General features: G+C 62.1%; 22 protein-coding genes. 10 read left to right on the top strand and 12 right to left on the bottom strand.

The genetic code is table 11. The features are described 5' to 3' along the window. Positions 1-63 precede the first annotated feature (63 nt). From ACW9H9_RS17620 to sctC, 3 genes are all read right to left on the bottom strand, one after another. Positions 64-525, bottom strand: coding sequence for a transglycosylase SLT domain-containing protein (locus ACW9H9_RS17620; RefSeq protein WP_457344352.1), 462 nt, complete (start codon positions 523-525; stop codon positions 64-66). Beyond that, positions 525-911: a winged helix-turn-helix domain-containing protein gene (locus tag ACW9H9_RS17615; protein ID WP_457344353.1), complete on the bottom strand. Its 387-nt coding sequence runs from the start codon at positions 909-911 to the stop codon at positions 525-527. The genes ACW9H9_RS17620 and ACW9H9_RS17615 overlap by 1 nt, the downstream gene beginning before the upstream one ends. A 139-nt stretch (positions 912-1,050) precedes the next feature. Continuing rightward, on the bottom strand, positions 1,051-2,394 hold the full coding sequence (gene sctC, locus ACW9H9_RS17610; protein WP_457344354.1) for a type III secretion system outer membrane ring subunit SctC: 1,344 nt from the start codon (positions 2,392-2,394) through the stop codon (positions 1,051-1,053). 177 nt (positions 2,395-2,571) lie between these two features. Between sctC and ACW9H9_RS17605 the strand changes: the two genes are divergently transcribed. The 8 genes from ACW9H9_RS17605 to cobA all read left to right on the top strand — a co-directional run bounded on the left by ACW9H9_RS17605 (position 2,572) and on the right by cobA (position 13,939). Next, positions 2,572-3,771: a CmpA/NrtA family ABC transporter substrate-binding protein gene (locus ACW9H9_RS17605; protein WP_457344355.1), complete on the top strand. Its 1,200-nt coding sequence runs from the start codon at positions 2,572-2,574 to the stop codon at positions 3,769-3,771. Further along, a complete protein-coding gene (locus tag ACW9H9_RS17600; RefSeq protein ID WP_457344356.1) occupies positions 3,771-4,346 on the top strand; it encodes an ANTAR domain-containing response regulator in 576 nt (191 codons plus the stop codon). The genes ACW9H9_RS17605 and ACW9H9_RS17600 overlap by 1 nt, the downstream gene beginning before the upstream one ends. 246 nt (positions 4,347-4,592) lie before the next feature. Continuing rightward, positions 4,593-5,804 carry a nitrate/nitrite transporter gene (locus ACW9H9_RS17595; RefSeq protein ID WP_457344357.1) on the top strand — a complete coding sequence of 404 codons (1,212 nt, stop codon included), beginning with the start codon at positions 4,593-4,595 and terminating at the stop codon, positions 5,802-5,804. After that, a complete protein-coding gene (locus tag ACW9H9_RS17590) occupies positions 5,804-7,474 on the top strand; it encodes a protein kinase domain-containing protein (RefSeq protein ID WP_457344359.1) in 1,671 nt (556 codons plus the stop codon). Before ACW9H9_RS17595 ends, ACW9H9_RS17590 begins: the two co-directional genes overlap by 1 nt. 232 nt (positions 7,475-7,706) lie before the next feature. Continuing rightward, the gene (gene nirB / locus ACW9H9_RS17585; protein WP_457344360.1) at positions 7,707-10,160 is read left to right on the top strand and encodes a nitrite reductase large subunit NirB; all 2,454 of its coding nucleotides are present in this window, start codon (positions 7,707-7,709) and stop codon (positions 10,158-10,160) included. Continuing rightward, a complete protein-coding gene (gene nirD / locus ACW9H9_RS17580) occupies positions 10,157-10,474 on the top strand; it encodes a nitrite reductase small subunit NirD (protein ID WP_017134764.1) in 318 nt (105 codons plus the stop codon). The genes nirB and nirD overlap by 4 nt, the downstream gene beginning before the upstream one ends. Next, the gene (locus ACW9H9_RS17575) at positions 10,474-13,185 is read left to right on the top strand and encodes a nitrate reductase (protein ID WP_457344361.1); all 2,712 of its coding nucleotides are present in this window, start codon (positions 10,474-10,476) and stop codon (positions 13,183-13,185) included. The genes nirD and ACW9H9_RS17575 overlap by 1 nt, the downstream gene beginning before the upstream one ends. 10 nt (positions 13,186-13,195) lie before the next feature. Next, positions 13,196-13,939, top strand: coding sequence for a uroporphyrinogen-III C-methyltransferase (cobA, locus tag ACW9H9_RS17570; protein WP_457344362.1), 744 nt, complete (start codon positions 13,196-13,198; stop codon positions 13,937-13,939). A gap of 63 nt (positions 13,940-14,002) precedes the next feature. On the opposite strand, the gene ACW9H9_RS17565 is transcribed toward cobA, so the two are convergent. From ACW9H9_RS17565 to ppsA, 8 genes are all read right to left on the bottom strand, one after another. Beyond that, positions 14,003-14,989 carry an OmpA family protein gene (locus ACW9H9_RS17565; RefSeq protein WP_457344363.1) on the bottom strand — a complete coding sequence of 329 codons (987 nt, stop codon included), beginning with the start codon at positions 14,987-14,989 and terminating at the stop codon, positions 14,003-14,005. Positions 14,990-15,096: 107 nt separating this feature from the next. Then, on the bottom strand, positions 15,097-15,687 hold the full coding sequence (sigX, locus tag ACW9H9_RS17560; RefSeq protein WP_457344364.1) for an RNA polymerase sigma factor SigX: 591 nt from the start codon (positions 15,685-15,687) through the stop codon (positions 15,097-15,099). 88 nt (positions 15,688-15,775) lie between these two features. Next, complete coding sequence (locus ACW9H9_RS17555) at positions 15,776-16,600, bottom strand: mechanosensitive ion channel family protein (protein WP_457344365.1); 825 nt, start codon at positions 16,598-16,600, stop codon at positions 15,776-15,778. Between the two features lie 2 nt (positions 16,601-16,602). After that, a complete protein-coding gene (locus ACW9H9_RS17550) occupies positions 16,603-16,848 on the bottom strand; it encodes a CrfX protein (RefSeq protein ID WP_457344366.1) in 246 nt (81 codons plus the stop codon). Positions 16,849-16,933: 85 nt separating this feature from the next. Beyond that, entirely contained in the window at positions 16,934-17,929 is a 996-nt protein-coding gene (locus ACW9H9_RS17545) for a zinc transporter ZntB (protein WP_457344367.1), read from the bottom strand. 25 nt (positions 17,930-17,954) lie between these two features. Continuing rightward, entirely contained in the window at positions 17,955-18,443 is a 489-nt protein-coding gene (rraA, locus tag ACW9H9_RS17540; protein ID WP_457344400.1) for a ribonuclease E activity regulator RraA, read from the bottom strand. Positions 18,444-18,667: 224 nt separating this feature from the next. Further along, a complete protein-coding gene (locus ACW9H9_RS17535) occupies positions 18,668-19,648 on the bottom strand; it encodes an alpha/beta fold hydrolase (RefSeq protein ID WP_457344368.1) in 981 nt (326 codons plus the stop codon). A 100-nt stretch (positions 19,649-19,748) separates the two neighbouring features. Beyond that, on the bottom strand, positions 19,749-22,124 hold the full coding sequence (gene ppsA / locus ACW9H9_RS17530) for a phosphoenolpyruvate synthase (RefSeq protein WP_457344369.1): 2,376 nt from the start codon (positions 22,122-22,124) through the stop codon (positions 19,749-19,751). Positions 22,125-22,302: 178 nt separating this feature from the next. On the opposite strand from ppsA, the gene ppsR reads away from it, so the two are divergent. Continuing rightward, a complete protein-coding gene (gene ppsR / locus ACW9H9_RS17525; protein ID WP_457344370.1) occupies positions 22,303-23,121 on the top strand; it encodes a posphoenolpyruvate synthetase regulatory kinase/phosphorylase PpsR in 819 nt (272 codons plus the stop codon). Positions 23,122-23,150: 29 nt separating this feature from the next. Here the strand turns inward: ppsR and ACW9H9_RS17520 are convergent, their stop codons facing one another. Then, complete coding sequence (locus tag ACW9H9_RS17520) at positions 23,151-24,554, bottom strand: aminotransferase-like domain-containing protein (RefSeq protein WP_457344371.1); 1,404 nt, start codon at positions 24,552-24,554, stop codon at positions 23,151-23,153. A 91-nt stretch (positions 24,555-24,645) separates the two neighbouring features. On the opposite strand from ACW9H9_RS17520, the gene ACW9H9_RS17515 reads away from it, so the two are divergent. Continuing rightward, positions 24,646-25,596: a DMT family transporter gene (locus ACW9H9_RS17515; RefSeq protein WP_457344372.1), complete on the top strand. Its 951-nt coding sequence runs from the start codon at positions 24,646-24,648 to the stop codon at positions 25,594-25,596. The last annotated feature ends 25 nt before the right edge of the window (positions 25,597-25,621 follow it).

Below are 25,621 nucleotides of genomic sequence, written 5' to 3'. Positions count from 1 at the left end.
GCGAAAGGTGGCGGCGATTATAGCCGGGGTGAACGCCTGCGCGCGAGGCGTGCTGCCCAAACGTCAATATCGCTGGGCCATCAGCGCTTCGTAACGCAGCCAGATTTTTTCTGCGTAGCGCAGGCGCAGCGCTTCTCGCTGCGGCCCCGGGCCCGCACCGGCGTTATAGGCGCCCACGGCGGTCCAGTTGTAACCGAACTGCTTGATGAAACCTGCGAGGATCGACGCCCCCACCTCGATCGACAGGCACGGCTCGTCCAGCAGGCGCTGCTCGGTGATGCCATCCTTGAGCAAGCGCGGCAGGTGGATGCTGTTGATCTGCATCAGGCCGATGTCACGGGAGCCGTTGCGGTTGGCGTAGTTCATGGCCTCGGCGCGATAACCGGACTCCACGGCGGCGATGGCTTGCAGCAACTCGGGCTCAACGTCGTAACGGCGCGCAGCCTCGGCCCAGCAGTACGCGCGGGCCTCATTGGCCCCCATCAGCAATATCACCAGCAACCCCTTGCGCCAGAACGTGTTCATCAGCGCCCGCCCCCGCACACCGGGCACACCGGGGCGCCGTCCTCATTGCGCAGCACCGGGCCGTTGAAGCGATAGCCCCGGCCATACACGGTCGTGATAAACCCTTTGTCGCTTTTCAGGTGTTTGCGCAGCGAATAGATGCACCGGGTCAGGGACTCCTCGGACGCGGTGCCGTCAGGCCACACCAGCGCCAGCAAGCGGTCCTTGCTCACCAGGCGCGTGGCCGACGCCAGCAACAACCGCAATACGTGCCATTCCTTGGGCGGTAGCTGGACGGTCGTCCCCTCTCCCATCAGCCGCCCATCACCCTGCAATGCCCAACGGCCAAAACCGATGGGCCCGGCCTTCACGCTCTCATTCACCCCGCTGCGCCCTGCTACAGACATTCAAGCCCCTCACTGTTCAACGCTGGTCTGCCAGAAAGGCCACGACTATAAAAACCCGCGCCCGATTCCTCGGTAGGCCAAAGCCCACAAACACCGGGATTTTCCAGGCGCACCCTGTAAGAGTTTTCGCCCCCGCCGCTCAAGGCTCGGATACGCGCTTGAACGCCCGCTTCACCCGCTCGTACTGCGATGCGGTCAGCGGGGGGGCCTGGGCCGCCCCGGGCGGCAGGTCATCGGCCACGGCCCGGGCCTGGATGACAAACAGCCGCACGCCCTGGGCCTCGCGCGCAAACACGCCCACCAGCAATCGCCTGCCCGCAGGCGCCCGCACCACGGTGTTGATGCCCGTGCGCCCCAGCGCCACGCCCTCGGCCGGGTCCAGTGGGCGACCGTCTTCAATGTCCAACAGCAGTTCAATCTGGCCCGCTTCGGCAAAACGCGGCACCACGCTCACCTGCGTGCCGTGTTCCACCGGCTGCCATTGATCCCGGGGCAGATAAAACGTCTGGTTGTCATGAAACACCGCGGGCACATTCTCCTGGGTGAGGATCACCGGCAGCCGCGACACCTGCGCCCGCCGGCGCCGCTCCAGCGCGCCGACCTGCGCCATGAACGCGTTGTCTGCCACCTGTGTCAGCACCCGCGTCGCCGCGAGTGCAGGTTCATCCCCCAGGCCCAGTTGCGCGAGCGCGGCACGCTCCATGTCCACCCACCACAACGAAACCTCCACCGCCCGCTTGGGCACGTCCAGCTCGGCCACCAGGCGCTCGACAACGCGCACCGGCTCGGGCTTGCCCTTGATCAGCAGGCTGTTGGTGTCGGGGTAGGCCAGCAAGGAAACATCCCCGGCCACCTGCAGTTTTTCGATCAGCGTGGCCATGCCGGGGACGGTGACGGTCTTTTTGCCCAGGTCGTACTGGCGATCGGCGACGTGGGTATTGAGCACCTGCACCACGCTGATCGTGTGGGCCCCGGTGCGCAGGTCGGCACGCGGGCGGTCCATCAGTTGCGTCAGGCGCAGGACGTGATCGACATAATTCGGCGGCCCCGACACATAAAACACACGCCCGCCGCTCTCGCGCAGCGGGTGGCGCGTTTCGTCCAGCCCCGAGCGACGCATGAGGTTGCGCAACCTGTCGACCGACAAGTGCCGCAACGCAACCACTGAGCTTTTTGCCTCGCTGGCGTCATAGAGGTACAGCACTTGCCCGTCGCCATACCAGATCAAGCCCTGCTCGCGGGCCACCGTTTCCAGCACCTGCTGCGCCTGGTCAAACTCGAATGCCCCGCTGAGACGTTTACGCGCCGCCGCCGGGCTGACGACCACCGGTTGGCCCAACGAAACCGACAAGGCAGTAAAAAAGGTATGCAGGCTTTCGTCCCGCGCCTGATACAGCGCGCTCAGGGCAGGCGAACTGCCCAGCAACAGCCCGCAGAGCAGCAGGCGTGGCAGGCGCGAACAGCGGCAAGGGTGGGTAGACATGGCTGTGTTCCCGCCGAAGGCGTGAGGGGGTGGCCGGCCATACTGAAAGCCCGGCGGTTTTCAATCCTGATGAAAACCTGACGGCGCGCCCGTGGCATATGCCTTGCTAAGCCTTACCTGTCGCCGCCCGCGCATGATGTGCACAGGGCCCGCGTTTTTATCAGAAGGTATGCGTCGATGAACGATCCCCTGGCCTGGGTAAACGGCAGCGATGCCCCGGAAAAGAGCAGCCTCAACCTCGGGTTCATGGCACTGAGCGATTGCGCCTCGGTGGTGGTGGCCGCCACCCAGGGCTTCGCCCAGCCCTACGGCCTGACCCTGAACCTCAAGCGCCAGTCGTCGTGGGCCAACCTGCGCGACAACCTGGCCAGCGGCGAGCTGGACGCCGCCCATTGCCTGTACGGCCTGATCTACGCCGTGCACCTGGGCATCGGCGGCGTCGCCCCTACCGACATGGCCGTGCTGATGGGCCTGAACCAGAACGGCCAGAGCATCAACCTGTCCCACGGCCTGCAACAACAAGGCGTGACCACTCCTGAGGCACTGGAACGCCACGTGCACCAAAGCCGGACAAAACTCACGTTCGCGCAGACCTTTCCCACGGGCACTCACGCCATGTGGTTGTATTACTGGCTCGCCAGCCAAGGCATTCACCCGTTGCAGGATGTCGACAGCGTGGTGGTGCCACCGCCGCAAATGGTCGCGCACCTGCAAGCCGGGCGTATCGACGGGTTTTGCGTGGGCGAGCCTTGGTGCGCCAGCGCAGTGAAACACCATCAGGGCTTCACCCTGGCCACCACCCAGGCGATCTGGCCCGATCACCCAGAAAAAGTCCTCGGCTGCACCCGCGCGTTTGTCGAGCAATACCCCAATACCGCGCGGGTGCTGGTGATGGCTATTCTTGAAGCCAGCCGGTTTATCGAACAAAGCCCGGAGAATCGCCGCTCGACCGCCCAACTGTTGAGCGCCCACGATTACCTCGATGCGCCCCTGGACTGCATCGAGCCGCGCCTGTGCGGCCACTATGACGACGGCCTCGGCAATACGTGGCACGACCCCCACCCGCTGCGCTTTTTTGGCGACGGTGCGGTCAATCACCCGTATGTGTCGGACGGCATGTGGTTCATGACCCAGTTCCGCCGCTGGGGCCTGCTGCGGGACGACCCGGATTACCTCGGCGTCGCCCGCCAGGTGCAGCAACTGGCGCTGTACCGCGAGGCCGCCGGTGCGCTGGGCATTGCCGTGCCAGGCCAGGACATGCGTTCCAGCCAACTGCTCGACGGCAAAGTCTGGGACGGCACCGACCCTGCTGGCTATGCGCGCAGCTTCCACTTGCACGCCCTGGCCACCAGCCCGCCCGCTGACCGGAGGTTGTGATGCTGCGAATCCTGCTGATCAACGACACCCCGCGCAAAGTCGGGCGGCTCAAGGCGGCGCTGACCGAGGCCGGGTTTGAGGTGATCGACGAGTCCGGCCTGACCATCGACCTGCCGGCACGCGTCGAAACGGTGCGCCCCGACGTGATCCTGATCGATACCGAATCACCGGGGCGCGATGTGATGGAGCAAGTGGTGCTGGTCAGCCGCGACCAGCCACGGCCCATCGTGATGTTTACCGATGAACATGACCCAGGGGTCATGCGCCAGGCGATCAAGTCCGGCGTGAGCGCCTACATCGTCGAAGGTATTCAGGCTCAACGCCTGCAACCGATCCTGGACGTGGCCATGGCGCGCTTTGAGAGCGACCAGGCCCTGCGCGCGCAGTTGCAGGCCCGCGACCAGCAGCTGGCCGAACGCAAGCGCATCGAGCTGGCCAAGGGCCTGTTGATGAAAATGAAGGACTGCAACGAGGAAGAGGCCTACACCCTGATGCGCCGCCAGGCCATGAGCCGCCAGCAGAAACTCATCCAAGTGGCCGAGCAAATCATCGCCATGAGCGAACTGCTGGGCTGAGGTCTTCTGCGCCGGCCTTTCACACCAGACGCCAGATTGGCACAGCTCCTGCAAAACAAACGGTACAGGTAGCCAACGGCGGTTGCCCCTCCACGACAAAGACGTCGCACATCCGGTTTGCCCCTCGCGAGCCCGGTGGCGGCGTTTTTTCGTTTTGGCCCCATTGCCTGGGGCCGATGGGGCGGGCTGGGCCAGCCGTTCCATCACAAGGCCTTCTGACAAGACTCTCAACCGTTGAGGTGCGTGATGAAATCAAGCTTCTGGAAATCCGGTCACACCCCGACCTTGTTTGCCGCTTTCCTGTATTTCGACCTGAGCTTCATGGTCTGGTATCTGCTGGGCCCGCTGGCGGTGCAAATCGCCGCCGACCTGCATCTCACCACCCAACAGCGCGGCCTGGTGGTGGCCACGCCGATCCTGGCGGGCGCGATCCTGCGGTTCCTGATAGGCATGCTGGCGGACAAACTGTCGCCCAAGACCGCCGGGATCATTGGCCAGGTCATTGTTATCAGCGCCCTGCTCGGCGCCTGGCAACTGGGGATTCACAGCTACGAACAGGCCTTGTTGCTCGGCCTGTTCCTGGGCATGGCTGGCGCCTCGTTTGCCGTGGCCCTGCCGCTGGCGTCACAGTGGTATCCCGCCGAACACCAGGGCAAGGCCATGGGTATTGCGGGCGCGGGTAACTCCGGCACCGTGTTTGCCGCGCTGATCGCCCCGGTACTGGCGGCGTCATTTGGCTGGAGCAACGTGTTCGGTTTTGCGCTGATCCCGCTGGTGCTGACCCTGATCGTGTTTGCCTGGCTGGCGCGCAACGCCCCCGAGCGGCCCAAGGCCAAAGCCTTGGCGGACTATTTCAAAGCCCTCGGCGACCGTGACAGCTGGTGGTTCATGTTTTTCTACAGCGTGACCTTCGGCGGCTTTATCGGCCTGGCCAGTGCCCTGCCCGGCTATTTCAACGACCAGTACGGCCTGAGCCCGGTCACTGCCGGTTACTACACCGCTGCCTGTGTGTTTGGCGGCAGCCTGATGCGCCCGCTGGGTGGCGCACTGGCCGACCGCTTTGGCGGCATCCGCACGTTGCTGGGCATGTACGCCGTGGCGGCGATCTGCATTGCCGCCGTGGGTTTCAACCTGCCCAGTTCCTACGCCGCGCTGGCACTTTTCGTCTGCACCATGCTGGGTCTTGGAGCGGGCAACGGGGCGGTTTTCCAATTGGTGCCGCAGCGTTTTCGCCGTGAAATCGGCGTCATGACCGGCTTGATCGGCATGGCCGGTGGCATCGGCGGCTTTGCCCTGGCGGCGGGCATGGGCGCGATCAAGCAAAGCACCGGCAGCTATCAGTTGGCGCTGTGGCTGTTCGCAAGCCTGGGCCTGCTGGCCTGGTTTGGTCTGCATGGGGTCAAGCGTCGCTGGAGAACCACCTGGGGTTCGGCGGCGGTGACGGCTGCGCGGGTCTGATGAGCCTGCAACTGAGCGTCGCTCAAGCCAGCGCCATCGGCCCCCGGCAGGAAAACCAGGACGCGGTGCGCTTGGTCACCCCGGCGCCGGAACTGGCGGCCAGCAAAGGCTACCTGTGCGCCATTGCCGACGGTGTGAGCCAGTGCGCCGACGGCGGCCTGGCGGCCCGTTCGACCTTGCAGGCGCTGGCGCTGGACTACTACTCCACGCCGCAAACCTGGGGCGTGGCCCAGGCGTTGGAGCGCTTGCTGGTGGCGCAGAACCGCTGGCTGCAAGCCAACGGCGGCGGCCAGCCCTTGCTGACCACCCTGAGCGCGATTGTGCTGCGCGGCCAGCGGTTTACCCTGGCCCACGTCGGTGATTGCCGGGTCTACCGCTGGCTGGACGGCGAGCTCACCCGCATCAGCGAAGACCATGTGTGGGAACAACCCGGCATGCAGCACGTGCTCAAGCGCGCCATGGGCCTGGACCAACACCTGGTGGTGGACTTCCTCGACGGCGAGCTGCGCGCTGGCGAGTCGTTCCTGCTGCTCAGCGATGGCGTGTGGGCGACCCTGGGTGATCAGACGATTCGCTCGATCCTACGCGAACAGTCCGACCCAGACCTGGCCGTGAACACCCTGGTCAACGCCGCGCACCTGGCCGGCAGCCTGGATAACGCCAGTGCCCTGCTGGTGCGCGTCGACCAACTGGGCGCCGCCACCTTGGGTGACGCACTGGTGCAACTGCAGCAATGGCCGCTGCCGCCCGCCCTTAAGCCCGGCCAGTCTTTCGAGGGGTGGGAGGTCGAGGCGGTGCTGGGGCAAAGCCGCCAGTCCCTGCTTTACCGCGTGCGTGATGCCCAACAACAGGCATGGCTTTTAAAGACCTTGCCGCGTGGCCATGACGACGACACCGACGCCGCACAAGCCTTGCTGTCGGAAGAGTGGTTTTTGCGACGGGTCGCCGGGCGCGCGTTTCCTGAAGTCCACCCCGCCACCGGCCGTCAGCATTTGTACTACGTGATGCGCGAATACCCCGGCATCACCCTGGCCGAGCTGTTCAAGCAGCAAGGCCCGTTGCCGCTGGCGCAATGGCAATCCTTGGCCGAACGCCTGCTACGGGCCGTGGGCATGCTGCATCGGCGGCAAATCCTGCACCGTGACATCAAGCCGGACAACCTGCTGCTGGGGGACGATGGCGAACTGCGCGTGCTGGATTTTGGCCTGGCGTATTGCCCGGGGCTCTCGCAAGACCGCGCCCACTTGCTGCCGGGCACGCCCAGTTTCATCGCACCACAAGCCTTTAATGGCGAACGCCCTACAGCGCAACAAGACCTGTATGCGGTGGGCGTCACCTTGTATTACCTGCTGACCGGCCACTATCCCTACGGCGAGATCGAAGCCTTCCAACGCCCGCGGTTCACAACGCCGGTCAGCGCCAGCCGCTATCGCCCCGACCTGCCCGACTGGCTGCACCACAGCCTGGAACAGGCCGTGGCCGTTCAACCCACACACCGTTATGAAACCGCCGAAGAATGGCTGCTGGTGCTCGAACAGGCCGACCGCCGCGAACTGAGCCTGCGCCCCCGGCCGCTGCTTGAGCGCGAACCGCTCAAGGTCTGGCAAACCCTGGCCGTGGTGTCGCTGCTGATCAATCTGGTGCTGCTGTATGGGTTATTGCACCAATGAGAGGCGAAATCGGCTGACCGCCCCACGGCCCGCTCAATAAACCCGGCGATCGGGTGAGTTGGCACAACCGCTGCATTACCTGTTTCAACACATGACATACAGCCCGGCCTTCAACGACGAAGGCAGGGTTTCCCGAGAGAACGGGACCGGACAAAGGCGTCCTCGCTGGCTTACCAGCGGGGACGCCTTTTTTTGTTGCGCGCGATTTGCCGAGCTACTTGCGGAGAACGACATGAAAAAACTCAAACTGGTGATGATCGGCAACGGCATGGCCGGGGTTCGCACCCTTGAAGAATTGCTCAAGCTGAGCACCGACCTGTATGACATCACCGTCTTCGGCGCGGAGCCCCACACCAACTACAACCGCATCCTGCTGTCGCCGGTGCTGGCGGGCGAGCAAACCTTTGAAGAGATCGTGCTCAACGACCTGAGCTGGTATCAGGAAAACAACATCCGACTGTTGCTCAACCGCAAAGTGGTGCAGATCGACCGGGTCAAACGCCGTGTCATCGCCGAAGACGGCACCGAGGCCGAGTACGACCGCCTGCTGATCGCCACCGGCTCCACGCCGTTCATCCTGCCGATCCCGGGCAATACGTTGCAGGGTGTGATCGGCTACCGCGACATCGCCGACACCCAGGTCATGATCGACACCGCCAAGACCCACAAACACGCGGTGGTGATCGGCGGCGGGTTGCTAGGCCTGGAAGCCGCCAACGGCCTGATGCTGCGCGGCATGCACGTGACCGTGGTGCACATCGGCGAATGGCTGCTGGAGCGCCAACTGGACAAGACCAGCGGCCAGTTGCTGCAAACCGAGCTGGAAAGCCGCGGCCTGGTGTTCCGCCTGCAAGAACAGACCCAGGCGCTGCACGACGCCGGCAATGGCCGCGTCGGCTCGGTGCAGTTCAAAAATGGCGACGTGATCCCCGCCGACCTGGTGGTGATGGCCGCAGGCATCCGCCCCAACACCGAGCTTGCGGAAAAGTCCGGCATCCCGTGCAGCCGCGGGATTCTGGTCAACGACACCCTGCAAACCTACGACCCGCGCATCTATGCCATCGGCGAATGCGCCAGCCATCGCGGCATCGCCTATGGCCTGGTGGCACCGTTGTTCGAACAGGCCAAGGTGTGCGCCAACCACTTGGCCCAACTGGGTTTCGCCCGCTACCAGGGCTCGGTCACCTCGACCAAATTGAAAGTGACCGGCATCGACCTGTTCTCGGCTGGGGACTTCATGGGCGGCGAAGGCACCGAAACCATCACCCTCTCCGACCCGATCGGCGGCGTGTACAAGAAGCTGGTGATCAAGGACGACATCCTCGTGGGCGCCTGCCTGTACGGCGACACCGCAGACGGCGGTTGGTATTTCCGCCAGATCCGTGAGAACCACGCCATCGGCGAGATCCGCGACCACCTGATGTTTGGCGAAAACGCCTTGGGCGACGTCGGCCACCAGGGCCAGGACAAGGCCATGAGCATGGCCGACAACGCCGAAGTGTGCGGCTGCAACGGCGTGTGCAAGGGCACCATCGTCAAGGCGATCCAGGAACAGGGGCTGTTCAGCGTCGACGAGGTCAAAAAGCACACCAAGGCTGCCAGTTCCTGTGGCTCCTGCGTGGGCCTGGTGGAACAGATTCTGATCAACACCGTGGGCGGCGCGGCGGATGTGAAGCCCAAAAGCGAAAAAGCCATTTGCGGCTGCAGCGACCTCAATCATGGCCAGATTCGCCAGGCCATCCGCGACCAGCACCTGCTGACCATCGCGGGCACCATGAGCTACCTGAACTGGCGCACACCGAACGGCTGCGCCACATGCCGCCCGGCACTCAACTACTACCTGATCTCCACCTGGCCGGGCGAGGCCAAGGATGACCCGCAATCGCGACTGATCAACGAGCGCGCCCACGCCAACATTCAGAAAGACGGCACCTACTCGGTCGTCCCCAGGATGTGGGGCGGCGTGACCAACCCTTCGGAACTGCGCCGCATTGCCGACGTGGCCGACAAGTACAACGTGCCGATGGTCAAGGTTACCGGCGGCCAGCGCATCGACTTGCTGGGCATCAAGAAACAGGATTTGCCGGGCGTCTGGAAAGACCTGGACATGCCGTCCGGGCATGCCTACGGCAAATCCATCCGCACTGTGAAAACTTGCGTGGGCAGCGAGTTTTGCCGCTTTGGCACGCAAAACTCCACGCAACTGGGCATCGAGCTTGAGCATGACCTGTTCAACATGTGGTCGCCGCACAAGGTGAAACTGGCGGTGTCCGGTTGCCCGCGCAACTGCTCGGAAGCGGGCATCAAGGACGTCGGCATTATCGGCGTCGACTCCGGCTGGGAGATGTACATCGGCGGCAACGGCGGGATCAAGACCGAGGTGGCCGAGTTTTTCGTCAAACTGAAAACCGCCGAGGAAGTGCGCGAATACAACGGCGCGTTCCTGCAGCTGTACCGCGAAGAGGCTTTTTACCTGGAGCGCACCGTGCACTACCTGCAACGGGTCGGCATGGAGCACATCAAAAAGGCGGTGCTGGAAGACCCCGTGCGGCGCCAGGCACTGAATGAACGTCTGCAGTTTTCCCTGTCGTTTGAACAAGACCCGTGGAAAGAGCGCCTGGAACAGCCGCTGCTGAAAAAGGAATTCGACGTGATCCCCGTCAAACAACTGGAGGTGCCGGCATGAACTGGCTGGATATCTGTGCTCTCGACGAGATCAACGCCCTTGGCTCGCGCATCATCAACGGGCCAAAAGGCGATATCGCGATTTTTCGGACCAGTGACGACGAAGTGTTCGCCCTCGACGACCGCTGCCCCCATAAGGGCGGGCCGCTGTCCCAGGGGCTGATCTACGGCAAACGCGTGGCCTGCCCGCTGCACAACTGGCAAATCGACCTGGCGTCTGGCGAGGCCCAGGCGCCGGACATCGGCTGCGCGCACCACCACCCGGCCCGGGTGGAAAACGGCCGCGTCATGCTGGCCCTGCGGGACGCCGGTTGATGAACCGCCAGACCACCGCGTCCACCTGCTGTTATTGCGGGGTGGGGTGCGGCGTGCTGATCGAGCATGACGGCGAACAGATCCTGGGCGTGAGCGGCGACCCGAGCCACCCGGCCAACTTCGGCAAACTGTGCAGCAAAGGCTCAAGCCTGCACCTGACCGGGGACTTGGCCGCCCGCGCGTTGTACCCCGAACTGCGCCTGGGCAAGGGCCTGGCGCGCAGCCGCACGACGTGGGACACCGCGCTGGACCACGCCGCGAATGTGTTCGCCGACACCCTCGCCGAGCACGGCCCGGACAGCGTGGCGTTTTACATCTCCGGGCAGCTGTTGACCGAGGATTACTACAGCTTCAACAAGCTGGCGCGGGCATTGATCGGCACCAATAACATCGACAGCAATTCGCGGCTGTGCATGTCATCCGCGGTGGTGGGCTACAAGCGCAGCCTGGGCGCCGACGCACCGCCGTGCAGCTATGAAGACCTGGAAAACAGCGACTGCGTGATGATCGTCGGCAGCAACATGGCCTACGCCCACCCGGTACTGTTCCGACGTTTGGAAGAAGCCAAGGCCCGACGCCCGCACATGAAAGTGCTGGTGATCGACCCCCGTCGTACCGACACCTGCGACTTGGCCGACCTGCACCTGGCAATTTTGCCGGGCACCGATGTGGCGTTGTTCCATGGGATCTTGCACTTGTTGCTGTGGGAAGACTGGGTCGATCGCGCCTTTATCCAGGCGCACACCGACGGCCTGGCTGAACTCAAACGGCTGGTGCATGACTACACGCCGCACATGGTGTCGCAGTTGTGCGGGATCAGCGTCGAGCAATTGCGGGTGTGTGCCGAGTGGGTCGGCACGTCGGCGAGCTTTTTGTCGTTGTGGTGCATGGGGCTGAACCAGTCCACCGCGGGCAGCGCCAAGAACAGCGCGTTGATCAACCTGCACCTGGCCACCGGCACCATCGGCCGCGTCGGCTGCGGACCGTTCTCCCTGACCGGTCAACCCAATGCCATGGGCGGGCGCGAAACCGGCAGCCTGTCGAACTTGTTGCCCGGCCATCGTGACGCCGCCAACCCGGACCATCGCGCCGAAGTGGCGGCTTACTGGGGCGTCGAGCAATTACCCGGCAAGGCCGGGCTGAGCGCCATCGAGCTGTTTGAACAGGTGCAGGCGGGCACCATCAAGGCGCTGTGGATCGCCTGCACCAACCCCGCGCAGTCGATGCCGGACCAGGGCGCCGTACGCAAGGCGCTAGAGGCTTGCCCGTTCGTGGTGTTGCAGGAAGCCTTTCGTACCACCGAAACGGCGGCTTTCGCGGATCTGTTATTGCCAGCGGCCAGTTGGGGCGAAAAAGAAGGCACGGTGACCAACTCGGAGCGGCGTATTTCCCACGTACGACGGGCCATTCTCCCACCCGGTGAAGCACGGCCGGACTGGGCAATCACGGTAGATTTCGCCCAGCGCCTGGAAAAACGCCTGCGCCCCGAGCGCCCAGGGTTGTTTGCATTCGAGCAAACGTCGCAGGTGTTTGATGAGTACAAGCTGCTGACACAAGGGCGTGACCTGGACCTGTCGGGTATCAGCCACGCCCTGCTCGACCGCCTGGGGCCGCAACAATGGCCGTTCCCGCTCGGCGCACACGCCGGGACGCCGCGCCTCTACACCGATGGCGTGTTCCCCACCGAGAGCGGACGCGCACACTTTGTGGCCGACCCGTACCGCGCCGCCAAAGAACAGCGCGATGCACGTTTCCCGTTGACCCTGATCACCGGGCGCCTGCGCGATCAGTGGCACGGCATGAGCCGCACCGGCACGGCCGCGCAGTTGTTCGGGCATGTCAGCGAGGCGTTGCTGAGCCTGCACCCCGACGAGTTGCGTCGCCAGCGGCTGAACGAGGGCGACCTGGTCAGCCTCAAAAGCCGACGCGGCAGTGTGATTGTGGCGGTGGCGGGCGATGACAGCGTGCGGCCCGGCCAGGCCTTTCTGCCGATGCACTGGGGCGACCGGTTTCTCAAGGGTGGTGTAAATGCCATCACCCAACCGGCGTTCGACCCGCTGTCCAAACAACCCGAACTCAAGCACAGCGGCGTGCGCCTGGAAGCCGTGCAACTCCCCTGGCACTTGTTCGCGCTGATCGAGGGGGATGTGCAGCGCCACTTCGAAGCCTTGCGCCCACTGTGCGAAGGCTTTGCCTATGTCAGCTTGAGCCTGACCGGGCGCGAACGGCCCGCGCTGCTCGTGCGTGCGGCGCATTCAGAGGCACCGGAACCTGCGCTACTCAGGCAAATCGACGAATTATTGGGCCTGAATGACGGCCCGGTGATGGCCTATGACGACCCGCGACGCGCCATCGGCAAGCGGGTGAAGATCGAAAAAGGCCGCATCACGGCGATCCGCCTGGCCGGGGAAACCCTGGCGCGGCACTGGTTGCAAAGCCTGTGGCTGGAGGGTCGCACCGATGAACAGTTGCGGCGCTGGCTGTTGGCGCCTTTGAGCGCAGCGCCCGGTGAAGCCACCGGGGGCGCGACCAAGACGCTGTGCAATTGCAAGAACGTCAGCGAAAGCGCGGTGTGCGCGGGTATATCACGGGGCCTGGACCTCAACGGTTTGAAACAGGAACTGGGGTGCGGCACGCAATGCGGCTCCTGTGTACCGGAAATCAAGCGTCTATTGGCCAGCCGTCCGCAGCCAATCGCGATCAGTGTGTGAGGGGAAAAACATGAGCGCAAAAGTCTGGTTGGTGGGCGCAGGCCCGGGAGATCCGGAGTTGCTGACCCTCAAGGCCGTGAGAGCCTTGCGTGAAGCCGATGTGGTGCTGATCGATGATCTGGTGAACCCCGCAGTGCTGGAGCACAACCCGGCGGCACGCGTGGTGACGGTGGGCAAGCGTGGCGGTTGCCGCTCGACGCCTCAAGCGTTCATCCACCGCCTGATGCTGCGCTATGTGCGCCAAGGCAAGTGTGTGGTGCGCTTGAAAGGCGGCGATCCGTGTATTTTTGGCCGGGGCGGTGAAGAGGCGATGTGGCTCAGGGCGCACGGGGTTGAGGTAGAACTGGTCAACGGCATCACGGCCGGATTGGCCGGGGCCACGAACTCGGACATTCCTTTGACGTTACGCGGCGTGAGTCGCGGCGTCACGCTGGTCACGGCCCACACTCAGGATGACAGCTCGCTCAATTGGCGCGCGCTGGCCGAAGGCGGGACAACCCTGGTGATCTACATGGGCGTGGCGAAGCTGGGAGAAATCCGCGAGCAATTGCTGGCCGGCGGCATGGCCACTGACATGCCGGTGGCGATGATCGAAAACGCGTCGTTGCCGGCGCAACGCGAGTGCCGCAGCGTGCTGTCTCGGATGCAGGACGATGCCACAGCCTTTGCCCTCAAGAGCCCGGCAATCCTGGTGATTGGCCAGGTCGCGGCGGCGATGCAGGCGGTTGAATCTGGCGCCATCGCTTGCGCATAAGGTGAATCGGCAGGCGAAAAAAAGCCCGGCTCAAGAGCCGGGCTTTTTTCTACAACTCAGTAATTACTGAGCTGCTTGAGCTTCAACCGAGGCTTCTACGCGACGGTTAACAGCACGGCCAGCTTCAGTTGCGTTGTCAGCAACTGGGCGGGATTTGCCGTAACCAACCGAGCTTACACGGTTAGGAGCGATACCGTCTTTGACCAGAACTTGCTTGACCGCGTCAGCACGACGCTGGGACAGCTTCTGGTTGTAAGCGTCAGGACCGACGGAGTCAGTGTGACCTTCAACAACGGTGGTGGTTTGTGGGTATTGCTTCATGAAGTCAGCGAGGTTTTTCACGTCGCCGTAGCTGTTAGGCTTAACAACCGACTTGTCGAAGTCGAACTTCACGTCCAGCTCAACACGTACAACCTGAGCAACTGGAGCTTCTGGCTCTGGAGTTGGCTCTGGAGCAGGTGCTGGAGCAGGTGTTGGAGCAGGCTTGGCGCCAGCGTTGCCGCCGAAGTTCACACCCAGGCCAACCAGTGCGGAGTAGTCCCACTTGCCGTTGTCCAGCGCGTAGTCTGCTTCAACGCCAGCACGGGCGAACAGGTTGTCGGTGAAGTAGTACTTCACGCCAGCGCCAGCGATAGCCAGGGTGGACTGGTCGCGACCGCTGTGGCCGTCAGCTTGTACGTTGGTGCGGCTCTGGTGACCGAAACCACCTTCTACGTACGGACGCAGGGCGTCGACGCCAGCTTGACCGAAGTGGTACTGGGCAGTAACGCTGCCGGTGTCACCTTTGATCTTCTGGTTGCCAGTACCGTCGTTCGAACGGGTGTGGTTGGTGGTGTCGTAGTTCAGGTTGATCGACACGTCGTCGGTCAGGAAGTAACCGATGCTAGCGCCTGGGTTGAAGCCGTCTTCGATGTGCTTGACGCTATCGTTGTACTGCTTCTTGTAGAACAGCTGGCCTTCAACTGCGCCTTGGCCTTGTGCCAGAGCGCCGAAAGAAGCGGCAGCAATAAGAGAACCAATGGCAAAGCCCAAGGTGTTTTTCAGTTTCATCCGTTAAATCCCCATCTGGTGATTGTAAAGCAGTCCCACATACCGGGGGACAACTCGGCGACAAGTCTAACAGAACTTGCCTACACGTAAGAGGTATTTGCACTGAACTAAGTTTCAGTACTGTCCGCAAATTTCTCACGTAATTTGTCTAGAGCACGTTTGTAACGCATTTTTGTAGCACTCAAACCCATGTGCATGATGTCAGCGATTTCCTGAAATTCCAGCTCTGCGACAAATCGTAGCACCAGAATTTCCCGGTCAATCGGGTTCACATACACCAACCAGCGATCGAGTCCGCCCTTCTCCTCGGGTGCCGGCGCCTTTTCTTCAGACGCCTCCTCAAGGGGGTCCAGACTCAACGCGTCCATCAAGCGACGCTTTCGCCGTTCCTTCCTGTACTGCGTGATGCACTCGTTGTACGTGATGCTATATAGCCATGTCTTGAACTTGGATTTGCCCTCAAAGTTCTTGAGGCCATATAGCACCTTGAGCATCACCTCCTGACAGACATCATCCGCATCACGATCGTTCCCTAAGTATCTTGAACAAACGTTGAACAAAGTGCGTTGATACCTGCGCATCAATTCTTCGTAAGCGCGTGTTACGTGAAAGAGCTCCGTGTGCGCGCGCGCGACCAACTCCTCATCGGAGAGCTCACGGGGGTCATAGCGCGTGGACAGCGTTTGGGCTTTATTCAAAACAAGTCGTGCCGACAGTCAGGTCAATATCCGCCCCAGCCTGGTTGGCCCAGGAATGCGGCGGCGTACATTAGCAGGATTTGCCGGGTTAGCGGCTAGTCACATGCTGTTCCAGCAAGATCCGGTTGGAAAGCGACACCAATTCGCCATCATCCGTCAGCAGGGTCGTCTTGACCGTGCCGATCTCCTCGATCTGCCCTTCAACCTCACCCACACGCACTTGTTGCCCTACCTGATACAGCTCACGCACATAGATTCCCGCAAGAATCTGACCGGCAATTTCCCGGCTTCCCAACCCCATGGCCAGCGCAACAGCCAGACCAATGGTCACCAAAACAATCACGATTACGTGGTTGAGCAGGTCAGTCTTGACCTCCAACTGGCTGATCGCAACCGAAATACTGATGATGATCACCAGCCCCTGGGCGATTCGCCCCAAGCCACTGGCGTAATCCAGGCCCACGCCTTCAGCGGCGCCGCGCACCAGCCCATTGGCCAGTTGCGCCAGTAAAACCCCGACCAGCAACACCAGCGCGCCGCCGAAGACTTTCGGCAAATACAGCGCCAGCATGTCGAGCGTAGCTGAAACTCGCTCAAGGCCAAGGGATTCGGCTGCCGAAACCAGAAAAATCAATAAAACGAACCAATAGACGATCTTGCCGATCAAGGTCGAGATGGGCACCTGCAAGCCCGCACGCCCCATGATCTTGGTAAGGCCGGTGCCCGCCATCAGGCGATCGAGCCCCAGTTTGGCGAGCAATTTGGACAGCAGGGTGTCGAGCAGCTTGGCCACGACAAACCCCAGCAGCACCACCACCAACGCGCCAAACAGGTTAGGGATAAAGTTCGCCACTTTGGTCCACAGTGCAGTCATTGCAGCTACCAGACTCTGCGTCCAGAGATCGAGTTCCATATTCATTCAGCCTTATCAGCGGTGCGAGTAGCAGGTTTACGACGAGAAACCGGTGAAACGTGGGCCGAACCGTTGTTCAGCGCCATCATCAATGCAGGCAGCCAACGACCGAGCAACCCGAACAGGTCGCCTGCGCCCACCTGACGGTTAGCGGTTTTCAGCACGCGGCCCAGGCAGGCATCGTCGTCGCGGTTGGACGGCGAGGCGTTCAGCATGTCACGCAAAGACTGTTCAAACGGATCGTGCATAGGGACCTCTCGCAAGTGTTTTAAAAGACGAGGGTAAAAATCTTCGGGTCACATGACCTCATCGTACGTTCAGGTCACATTCAGGTCAGACCCAACGTAAACGTCGAAATAACCACCACTGACCCGCTGCCACCGCCACCATCATCAGGCACGCAATCACGAACCCGTAGGGGCTTGAAGAAAACGGAATGCCGCCCACGTTGATGCCCAGCAGGCCGGTCAGAAAACTCATCGGCAAAAAGATGCCGGTGATGATCCCAAAGCGGTACATGGTGCGGTTCATGCGCACGTTCAAGCGCCGGTCTTCGGCCTCAAGCACAAGCCCCACGCGCTCGCGGGTCAATTCCAGCTCTTCCAGGTAACGGGTCAGGCTGTTGTTCAATTCGTTCCAGTAATCGGCGTCGTCGTCGCAAAACCAGGGCAATTTGATACGGGTGAGTTGCCCGAAAATATCGCGCTGGGGCGCGAGGAAACGCTTGAGTCCCGCCGCCCGTCGCCGGATCTGCAAGACCGTGCCGTGTTCCGGGGTATACCGTTCGTCGGCATCCAGTTTTTCTTCTTCGCCGTCGACGATTTCGGACAGGTCGCTGACCAGGTCCTGCACCTTGTTGGTCAGGTATTGCGCCATGTACAGGATGAGTTCCGAGGCGTTTTTCGGGCCCTTGCCGTCTGCCAGTTGCACCAGCAGTTCGTCGGTGGCGCGCAACGGGCGCAAACGCAGGGAAATCACGCGAGCGGCCGAGGCGAAGATACGCACCGACACCATGTCTTCCGGCTCGGCCCCCGGGTTCAGGTTGATCCCGCGCAAAAACAGCAACAGCTCGTTCTCGGGCAGCGGCAACAGACGCGGCCGGGTGTTTTCTTCCAGCAGCAGGTCACAGGCGAACTCGCTCAAGCCACTGGCTTTGCGCAACCAGGTCTGGGTTTGCGGATGGCTGCGATCCCAATGCAGCCACAGGCTTTCCTGGGGTTGCAGTTGCAGTTCGTCGAGCTCAGTCCGGGCAATCGAACGCGCGCCGCCTTTACCGTCCAGCACCAGGGCATGCACCAGCCCCCACTGCGCGTTTTCTTCCTCGAACATCCTCACCCCTGTCGGTTACTGCGGTTTATTCAGGCATTTTCAGCGGGACGGCGGAGACGATCACGCCGTTGTTGTCCGCGTATACGTACTCACCCGGGCGAAACGTCACGCCGGCGAAGGTGACGGCCACGTTCAAGTCACCGATGCCACGTTTTTCGGTCTTCTTCGGATGGCTGGCCAACGCCTGTACCCCGAGGTCGATCTGGGCAATCACGTCGACATCACGGATGCATCCGTAGATGACCAGGCCTTCCCAGCCGTTTTTCGCGGCTTTCTCGGCAATCATGTCGCCCAACAGCGCGCAGCGCAGGGAACCACCACCGTCGACCACCAACACCTTGCCCTTGCCGTCGAGGTCGGCCTGGGCCTTGACCAGCGAGTTGTCCTCAAAACACTTGAGGGTCACGATCTGGCCACCAAAGGAGTCCCGGCCACCGAAATTGCTGAACATGGGCTCGAGCACTTGCACCTGGTCCGGGTAGGCATCGCACAGGTCGGGGGTCACGTAATGGATCATCGGGAAACTCCTGTCAGTGAAAGAAGGTGTTAAACAGCCCGCTGTCTACATCAGGCAAACGCATTGCATCGCGTGTTTTTTAAGCCAGGCCGAGGATCATCGGCCCCCTTGCGCCGTAACGCAACCGCGCGCAAGCGACTGAATATGACCGGAACACGCCAAAACGTCCGAGTTTAGCCGCTGATGCAAACCGGCGAAAAGCCCCACGCAGAGCCATCGCCTTAAACTGCTTGGGCCTGAGCCGCGCTCAGTGGAGTGAGCGGATCGTTCAACCAACGTTGCACCAGCGGCCATACTTGCGCTTGCGCGGCCTTGCTGACCAGCATCTCTACATGCCCGAAATCCCCGCCAAAACCGTGCTCGCGGCCCAGGCACAGGTACTGGCCATGCGGCGACCCCAGCTGCTCGAACAATCTGCGACACGCCCACGCGGGGTCTTGCCGATCACCGGCAGCGCTCACCGCCAACACCGGCACATCGACGTCGGCCAGGCCCTTCCACCAGTCCCGCTCGGCATCGCCAAAACGCCCGAACAACCCGTACCAACGCATGCTTTCCAACGCCAGGCCGATGGGCTCGTCTTCGGGGCCGCGCTTGAGCCGCGCCCCTGACAGCTGGGCAAAGCGTTTCAAAATAACGCGGCCGCCCCACTCCACCAATGGGATCTTCAAAGGCCAGTAGGTGCGGCTGACCTGGCAGCCAAACAAGGCCACCGAGGCCACGTCGGACGGGCCGAAATACTGGCCACCGAGCGCCGCCGCCAGGGTGATACCGCCCAGCGAATGCCCGACCCAGTGGGGAACCTGCCCACTTTGCTCACGCACAAACGCGGCGATGGCCGGCAAATCGTAACGAGCATAGTCTGCGACGCGGTTTTTGGCGTACTGCCGGTTGCGCTTGGACAGGCCGTGGCCGCGCATTTCCGGGATCCACACGTCAAACCCCGCCCGCGCCAAATGCGCCCCCAGGCCAATGCCCTTGGGCGAATACCAGAAGCGCCGGTTGGAAAAACTGCCGTGTAACAAAATAACCGGCACGCCCCGGTTTTCCGGGCCATCGGCCGGGCCCAGGCGGGTCACGGCCAATTCCACCGTGCCGTCAGGGCTGTTGCCAGGTTTGAGGCGGTACACATCTTCACTTAAATCGCCACGACGCTCAGCGCTGGTCAAGGCGACGGGAAACAGGTTGCTGCTGCTTTGCATAATGCTCTTGCACAAAAAAGGGCGGCGTCCTTGAGGAGTTCCGCCCTGTCCAGAATGAAAAATGCCGGCCAGCCGCAGGGCTGGCCGGCACGGTGACGCCTTAAGCCGAGGCTTGGCCTTCCGCCAGGAAGAACCAGGTTTCCAGTACCGAGTCGGGGTTCAGCGAAACGCTTTCGATGCCCTGCTCCATCAGCCACTTGGCCAGGTCCGGGTGATCGGAAGGGCCTTGGCCGCAGATCCCGATGTACTTGCCGGCCTTGTTGCACGCCTGGATGGCATTGGCCAACAGCTTCTTGACCGCCGGGTTACGCTCGTCGAACAGGTGGGCGATGATCCCCGAGTCGCGGTCCAGGCCCAGAGTCAGCTGGGTCAGGTCGTTGGAGCCGATGGAGAACCCGTCGAAAAACTCCAGGAACTCGTCGGCCAAAATGGCGTTGGACGGCAGCTCGCACATCATGATCACGCGCAGGCCATTCTCACCCCGGCTCAGGCCGTTCTCCGCCAGCAGGTCAACCACTTGGCTCGCTTCGCCCAGGGTGCGCACGAACGGCACCATGATCTCGACGTTGGTCAGGCCCATCTCGTTGCGCACGCGCTTGAGCGCACGGCACTCGAGTTCGAAGCAGTCACGGAAGGTTTCGCTGATGTAGCGCGAGGCGCCACGGAAGCCCAGCATCGGGTTTTCTTCTTCCGGCTCGTAGAGCTTGCCGCCGATCAGGTTCGCGTATTCGTTGGACTTGAAGTCCGACAGACGCACGATGACCTTTTTCGGATAAAACGCCGCGGCCAGGGTGCTGATGCCTTCTACCAGCTTCTCGACATAGAAGCCCACCGGGTCGTTGTAACCGGCGATGCGCTTGTCGACGCTCTCTTTGATGTCTGGCGGCAGGCCGTCGTAGTTCAGCAGGGCCTTGGGGTGCACGCCGATCATGCGGTTGATGATGAACTCCAGGCGGGCCAGGCCCACACCGGCGTTCGGCAACTGCGCAAAGTCGAAGGCGCGGTCGGGGTTGCCGACGTTCATCATGATCTTGAACGGCAGCTCCGGCATGGCATCGATGGAGTTCTGCTTGATGTCAAAACCCAGCTCGCCTTCAAAGATGAAGCCGGTGTCGCCCTCGGCGCAGGACACGGTCACACCCTGGCCGTCCTTGAGCAGTTGCGTGGCGTTGCCACAGCCAACCACCGCCGGAATGCCCAGCTCGCGGGCGATGATCGCCGCGTGGCAGGTACGCCCGCCCCGGTTGGTGACGATGGCACTGGCGCGCTTCATCACCGGTTCCCAGTCCGGGTCGGTCATGTCGGACACCAGCACATCGCCCGGCTGGACTTTGTCCATCTCGGACACGTCCTTGATGATCCGCACCTTGCCTGCGCCGATGCGTTGGCCGATAGCACGGCCTTCTACCAGCACGGTGCCGGTTTCTTTGAGCAGGTAGCGCTCCATGACGTTGGCCGACGTGCGGCTTTTTACGGTTTCGGGGCGAGCCTGCACGATGTAGAGCTTGCCGTCGTCGCCGTCTTTGGCCCATTCGATGTCCATCGGGCACTTGTAGTGCTTCTCGATGATCATCGCCTGCTTGGCCAACTCGCTGACTTCGGCATCGGTAAGGCAGAAACGCGCGCGTTCGGCCTTGTCGACTTCCACGGTTTTCACCGAACGACCGGCCTTGGCCTCGTCGCCGTAGATCATCTTGATGGCCTTGCTGCCCAGGTTGCGACGCAGAATGGCCGGGCGGCCGGCTTCAAGGGTGTGTTTGTGAACGTAGAATTCGTCCGGGTTTACCGCGCCTTGTACGACGGTTTCCCCCAGGCCGTAGGCGCCGGTGATGAACACCACGTCGCGAAAGCCCGACTCGGTGTCCAGGGTAAACATCACGCCCGCCGTGCCGGTTTCCGAACGCACCATGCGCTGCACACCGGCAGACAAGGCCACCAGCTTGTGGTCGAAACCCTGGTGTACGCGGTAGGAAATGGCGCGATCGTTGAACAGCGAGGCGAACACTTCCTTGGCCGCACGGATCACGTTTTCCACGCCGCGGATGTTCAGGAAGGTTTCCTGCTGGCCCGCAAAGGAGGCATCGGGCAAGTCTTCAGCAGTGGCCGAAGAACGCACGGCCACGGCCATGTCCGGGTTGCCAGCCGACAGCGCGGCGAACGCGGTGCGGATCTCGGCGTTGAGCTTCTCGGGGAACTCGGCTTCCATGATCCACTGGCGGATCTGGGCGCCGGTCTTGGCCAGCGCCACGACGTCATCAACGTCCAGAGCGTCCAGCGCGGCATGGATCTGAGCGTTCAAGCCGCTCAGCTCAAGGAAGTCACGGTAAGCCTGGGCCGTAGTGGCAAAGCCACCGGGGACGGAAACACCAGCGCCAGCAAGATTACTGATCATCTCGCCCAGGGATGCGTTCTTGCCCCCCACGTGCTCTACATCATGGACGCCGAGCTTATCGAGGGAAACTACGTACTCTACCAAGGTGATCTCTCCACTAACTGTGTTGGAAAAGCTCAGGACGCCGGCGGCTCAGTAGGAGCAGTTACCAGCGTTTGTGGCCTGGACCTGGAAAATAAGTGAGAATGCGCCCCACTGCGGGACAGCAAAATCGCGCCTATCATATCCAAGATTCGTCATCAGCTTAAGGCCCAAGGCTCAAATGAAACGATCTGCTTTCTTTATCTCCGACGGCACCGGCATCACCGCCGAAACCCTGGGTCAAAGCCTGCTGGCGCAGTTCGAAAACATTACCTTCAGCAAAGTCACGCGCCCGTATATAGACAGCGTGGATAAAGCCCGGGCCATGGTACAGCAAATCAATCTGGCGGCTGAAAAAGACGGTTTTCGTCCGATCATTTTCGACACCATCGTCAACCAGGACATTCGTGAGATCCTCGCGACCTCCAATGGGTTCATGATCGACATCTTCTCCACCTTCCTGGCGCCGCTGGAGCAGGAGCTGAGCGAACATTCCTCCTACTCCGTAGGCAAATCCCACTCCATCGGGCACAACTCCAACTACATGGAGCGCATCGAGGCGGTGAACTTCGCCCTCGACAACGACGACGGCGCCCGCACCCACTACTACGACAAGGCCGACCTGATCCTGGTCGGTGTGTCCCGCTGCGGCAAGACCCCGACCTGCCTCTACATGGCCATGCAATTCGGGATTCGCGCGGCCAACTACCCGCTCACCGAAGACGACATGGAACGCCTGCAACTGCCAGCGGTGCTGCGCCAGCACCAGCACAAGCTGTTCGGCCTGACCATCGACCCCGACCGCCTGACCGCGATCCGCAACGAGCGCAAGCCCAACAGCCGCTACTCCAGCTACGCCCAGTGCGAATTTGAAGTGCGCGAAGTCGAAAACCTGTTCCGCCGCGAAAACATCGCGCACATCAACTCCACGCATTTTTCGGTGGAAGAAATCTCGGCCAAGATCCTGGTGGAAAAAGGCGTAGAACGGCGATTCAAATAGGGGCGAGCTTCAAGCGTGCGGCCTGAAGCTCAACACCTGAAGCTTTCGCCGACCGCTTTAAAGGCGTGCTGCAACGCTCGATCATCTGCGCTCGTACTGCAGACGCTCACCCGCACACACTGCGGCACCGCCGCTTGGCCGACAGCGAACGCCTCCGCCGTGGCGATCAGGTAATTATTCTGCTTGAGCTGGGCCTCGATTTCCGACGCCCGCCAGGGCGGTGGCAGCGTGATCCAAAAGTGCGGGCTGTCCGGATGGGAGCGGTATTGCAGCCCCGCGAGCAGGCCTTCCACCAAGGCCTTGCGCCGGCGGATCTCATTGATCTGCTGGTGCAGCAAGTGCCGGGCTGTTCCCTCTTCGATCCATTGAGCCGCCACTTCCAGCGTCATCGGCGTGGCCATCCAACAGGTTGAACGCAAGGCTGCGGTGATCCGGCTGACCAGCGCCGTCGGCGCGTGTACATAACCCACCCGCAAGCCCGCTGAGACAGCCTTGCTCAGGCTGCTGAGCAACACCGTGCGTTCAGGCGCGAAATGGCTCAACGGCGGGGGGCGATCGGCCACCAGTACGCCATGGGCCTCGTCTTCGAAAATCAACAGGTTGTGCTCACGGCACACCTCGACCAGCGCCTCACGCCGTGCCACCGATTGCACGGCGGTCGTCGGGTTCTGGATGGTCGGGGTGCAATACACGGCGGCCACCCGGTGCACGCGGCACGCCTCTTCCAACGCGACGGGCAACAGGCCTTGCTCGTCCATGTCCAGCCCGATCAGGCGCACGCCAAGCATCCTTGCCACCGTGATCAACCCCGGGTAAGTCAGTTGCTCGGTGACCACCGTGTCACCGGCTCGCAGCAGGGCCATCATCGTGCAGAGCAAGCCGTGCTGGCCGCCGTTGACACAAATAACCTGCTCGGCAAGCGGCGTAAAACCGGCCTGCGCCAGCCACTGGGCACCCGCGGCACGGTGGTGCACCCACCCGGCGTCCGGCGTGTAGCCACTGATCGCTTGCAGCCGTCGAGGATCACTGGCCAGCGCCTGAAGGCTTTGCGCCAGCAGTGCCGTTTCCTGCCCGGGGATGTGCATGTTGCGGCTCATATCAAAATACTGGCGGGGCTCCTCGAGGAAGTTGCGAAACCCTTCATCGCGTCGACGCTCCATCCCACGCTCACGCACGAACGTGCCGTCGCCTACCCGCGCCACCACCAGCCCCAGCCGTTCCAGTTCGCCGTAGGCCCGGCTGATGGTGCCCACGGTCACGCCCAGCTTGTGCGCCAGAATCCGGTGCGGCGGCAGCTTTCGCCCGGGCTCCACTAGGCCGTCCAGAATGCCGCGCTCCATCGCGTCACACAGGCGTTTGTATTTGACGCCCTGCCCGCTGGAGAGCCCCGCCTGTAGAATTGACACGGTGTCAATATATGTTTTGACAGTCATATTTCGCCCAAATAGTGTGTCTTTACGGGTTCATTCACCGAATCAGCACCTCAATATAGAGGTCAATTCCCTTCCCCGGAAGACGCGCACCATGCCAGCCGCCAATCCCGCCGACGCCTGCGACACCCCACGGCCTTCTGCACGCCCATGGGCGGGCTTTATCACCGCCGTCCTGTTCCTGATTGTGTGCCTGAGCTGGGGCACCACGTGGCTGGGGATCAAGATTGCGGTGGAAAGCGTGCCGCCGCTGACTTCGGCGGGCCTGCGCTTTCTTATCGCGTTTCCGCTGTTCCTGTGTTTTGCAAGGCTGCGCCGCGAACCCATCCGCTTTCCCCGGGAGCACCGCGGCTTTTTTGCCTTCGTGACACTGTGTTATTTCGGCGTGCCGTACTACTTGCTCAACTACGGCGAGATGCACGTCTCGTCCGGCCTGACCGCCCTGCTGTTCAGTTGCATGCCGATCTTTATCCTGCTGTTTTGCGCGCTGTTTCTGCGCGAGCGTATCCAGGGCAGCCAAGTGCTCGGCATCGTCATCGGGTTTGCCAGCCTTTACCTGATCCTGCGCAGCCAGGGCCTGCAACTGGACGGGGGCGAATTTCTCGGGGTGTTGGCGATTCTGACCGCCGCGGCCCTGCATGCCCTGTGCTACGTCATCACCAAGAAAAAAGCCGGGGCAATCAGCGTGATCACCTACAACACCTTGCCCATCGGCATCGCAGGCGTGCTGCTGCTGGCGTGCGGCCTGTGGCTGGAGGCCCCGAACTTCGGCGCGATCACACTGCGTTCATGGAGCGCGCTGCTTTACCTGGGCCTGGTGGCCTCGGTGGGTGGGTTCATCGTGTATTTCATGCTGCTCAAGCGGCTTAACCCGATTGTACTGTCGTTTGTGTTCATCATTTTCCCGGTGTTCGCCCTGGTCATCGGCGCCTGGTACGAAGGTACTCACCTCTCCAATGACCTGATGCTCTACTCGGCCACCCTGCTGGGCGGCTTTGCACTGACCAAACTGCCGCTTGAAAGGATCCGGCGGCACCGACGCTGATCCGCGTCGACACTGAACAAGGGAG

It is taken from the genome of Pseudomonas sp. SDO5215_S409, assembly GCF_054071325.1.
The sequence above is the reverse complement of the archived record's forward strand: the minus strand, read 5'-3'. Positions and strand labels throughout refer to the sequence as shown.